General features: G+C 63.2%; 1 protein-coding gene. It reads left to right on the plus strand.

Annotated elements, in window-relative coordinates; all coding sequences use genetic code 11:
• The first annotated feature begins 534 nt into the window (after positions 1-534).
• The gene (locus NV1_RS41535; protein ID WP_174557535.1) at positions 535-2,319 is read left to right on the plus strand and encodes a reverse transcriptase/maturase family protein; all 1,785 of its coding nucleotides are present in this window, start codon (positions 535-537) and stop codon (positions 2,317-2,319) included.
• Positions 2,320-2,426 lie beyond the last annotated feature (107 nt).

Consider the following 2,426-nt stretch of genomic DNA (forward strand, 5'->3'; position numbering starts at 1 on the left):
GTGCGCCGCGAAAGCGGCGTGTCGTATTCCCGGCTCAGCCGGGAGGAACTGGAGGGAGGTTCTTGGGTCGAATGGCTGACCTGATGCCGAAAGGCTAACGGGACAAGAGCATGCCAGAGAATCCGGCGACCGGGTCCAGCGGTCAGGGACGGGGTGCCGGAGGGACCCGCGTGATAGGGCGAAAGCTGGATTGCCTGAATCCCAATCTCCAGTCGATGCAAGTTCCCATCCGCCGGAAACGACCGCTGAAACCGGTGTCGTGCCCTGCGTCGGAGTCTATGGTGGCCGACGCAAACCTCCGGGTGCGAGGCGATGTCCAGCGAGGACATTCAAGGAGATGAATGGGGCGCCTACGTCACGCTGGCACGTACGACACGCACGAACGCGGGATCGCCTACGGGACGCGAGTCCTAGGGCGACGGAGGCCTCGTAGTAGTCGCCGGAGTCACGCCCGGCCAGGGAGGACGGGAAAGCCGTCCGCAGGGCGAAGGGGGCCAGGTGAATCGGACACTTGATGCTCGGGAGGTATGCGAAATGCAGAGCGCCGCAACGGTGCTGGGTGTCCTGCGTGAGCGCGGCAGGCGCGGACTGCCGTGTGAGGAGTTGTATCGGCAACTGTTCAACCCGCAGTTGTATCTGCTGGCCTACGGGCGCATCTATGCCAACCATGGTGCGATGACGCCCGGGGTCACACCGGAAACCGTGGACGGCATGTCCCGGGCGAAGATCGATCGCATCATCGGTGCGATGCGTCACGAGCGCTACCGATTCCGCCCGGTCCGTCGAGTGCACATCCCGAAGAAGAACAGCGGAAAAACCCGCGCTCTGGGGTTGCCGACCTGGTCGGACAAGCTTGTCGGGGAAGTAGTTCGCCTGCTGCTGGAGGCTTACTACGAGCCGACATTCTCCGATCGGTCTCATGGGTTCCGTCCGGGGCGGGGCTGTCATACCGCGTTGCGGGAGATCGCCAACACCTGGGCCGGGACCGCATGGTTCATCGAGGCGGACATCGCCGACTGCTTCGGCTCGCTCGATCATGATCGTTTGGTCGAAATCCTGTCGAATCGCATCCACGACAACAGGTTTCTGCGGTTGGTGCGCAACATGCTGACAGCCGGATACCTGGAGGACTGGAAGTGGGGCGCTACCTTGTCGGGGGCTCCGCAGGGCGGGGTTGCCTCGCCGATCTTGTCTTCCATCTACCTGCATGAACTTGATCAGTTCGTCGAGAAAACTCTGATACCGGAATACACCCGAGGTGAGCGCAGGGCCCGCAACCCTGCCTACCTGAAACTGCAGACGCAGCTGGCGACAGCCCGCCGGCGCGGGAACCGGGCTCAAGCTCGGCTCCTGCGGCAGCAGATGACCAGCCTGCCCAGCGCCGATCCGAACGATCCGGGATATCGGCGGTTGCGTTACTGCAGGTACGCAGATGATCATCTGCTCGGGTTCGCCGGACCCAAGGCTGAGGCCGAGGAGATCAAGCAGCGGCTGGCGCAGTTCTTACGCGAAGACCTCAAACTGGAACTGTCCCAAGAGAAAACGCTGATCACCCACGCCCGCACAGGCGCGGCACGATTCCTCGGCTACGAGATCACCGTCCAGCACAACGACACGAAGAAGACCGGCCGTTACCGACGAGTCAACGGTCAGGTCGCCCTTCGTGTCCCCCAGGACGTGGTCAAGGCCAAATCCGCCCCCTACCTGCACCGCGGCAAACCCGCCAAGCAGAAGCCCCTGATCCAGGGCAGCGACCACAACATCGTCGCTACCTTCGGGGCCATCTACCGGGGCGTTGTCCAGTACTACCTGCTCGCCGGGGATGTTCACCGGCTGCATCGATTGCGCTGGGTCATGGAGACCTCGATGCTCAAGACCCTCGCGGCCAAGCACCGCTCGTCGATGTCGAAGATGGCGGCCAAGCACAAAGCCAAGATCACGACACCACACGGGCCGCGCACCTGCTTCGAAGCGCGCATCGAACGACAGGGCAGGCAACCACTGGTCGCACGGTTCGGTGGCATACCACTGCATCGGCACAAAACGGCGAAAGTCATCGACTACCAGCCGATCCGGGTCGACTACCCGCACAAGGAGCTGCTCACCCGGCTCCTGGCGGACACCTGCGAACTCTGCGGCACGGTGGGCGAGGTCGAAGTCCACCACATCCGCAAACTCGCAGAACTCGGAATACCCGGACCGCTTCAGCCCCAATGGATTACAGCCATGGCGAACCGGCGGCGCAAAACCCTTGTGGTCTGCACCACCTGCCACGGCCACATCCATACCGGGCACCCGGCCACACCACTCACGCAGTAGTTCACTGGAGAGCCGGACGATCGGGAAACCATCAAATCCGGTTCGGCGGGAGACCGCGCGGAAAAGGACCAGCACAGCTGGCACCTCGCTGCGCGGTCGACCCATCC

Origin of the sequence: Nocardia vaccinii NBRC 15922 (assembly GCF_001613305.1) — a bacterium.
GTDB classification, from domain to species: domain Bacteria; phylum Actinomycetota; class Actinomycetes; order Mycobacteriales; family Mycobacteriaceae; genus Nocardia; species Nocardia vaccinii.

Coding starts and splice junctions, on each gene's coding strand:
- NV1_RS41535 (WP_174557535.1), top strand. CDS start 535: ATGCAGAGCGCCGCAACGGTGCTGGGTGTCCTGCGTGAGCGCGGCAGG.